Raw genomic sequence first — 673 nt, 5'->3', positions numbered from 1 at the left:
AGCGATGTGACTACGAACGCCTCATCCTGCGCAACCAAATCAAAATCCTGGTAAACGTTTCGATCTCGCCAAATTTGCCGCCGCTGGGTATGCCCAACATTCGACAGCAGACATTCAGTGTAGAGCGAATTAGCGAGCTTGGTGCCTAAGTCTCGGAGCATTGAGATCGTCACATCAAGCAAAATCGCTGGGCCGCGATAATCACCCGAGTCCACTTCGAATGCGCGTCGCTGTGCCAATGTATCCGAACAGTTGACGAACTTGGACTCGACTCGGCGTAGACGAAAATTGACGATTTTCGCTCGAGTTGCATCGAGTAACCGAAGGTAGTTCAGGACCTGACCAATATGACTTTCCTTGATAGCCGCGACGGTTTTTAGTTCATACCGTCCAGCCGATTCGACAACCAGATCGAGCCGATAGGTCTTTTGGAAATTCCCGAACGTGACAGTCAGCGGTACTTCGCGATCAGATCTGCCAAACCTGTCGAAAATCTTCACACTCATTTCCGACTGATAAGCAATTTCGTTCCAATTGCAGCCTAAGTCGTTATGGACTTCGAAAGCGACAGGCATCACCCTGAAGTCGAGATCTCCAAACTGCTTGCTGGTCAATCGTGGAATCGGGATCGGGCATTCAACCGGCATCGCATTGCCTAAACGCACGAGACTAA

At 50.1% G+C, this 673-nt stretch carries 1 protein-coding gene; it reads right to left on the bottom strand.

The annotated features are described in order from the left end of the window. The coding region (locus RMSM_RS36870) for a GxxExxY protein (RefSeq protein WP_144057644.1) at positions 1-647 on the bottom strand (647 nt) is incomplete at its 3' end. Positions 648-673 lie beyond the last annotated feature (26 nt).

This window comes from Rhodopirellula maiorica SM1 (assembly GCF_000346295.1).
Taxonomy (GTDB): Bacteria; Planctomycetota; Planctomycetia; order Pirellulales; family Pirellulaceae; genus Novipirellula; species Novipirellula maiorica.
This window is presented reverse-complemented; position numbering and strand designations above follow the sequence as displayed.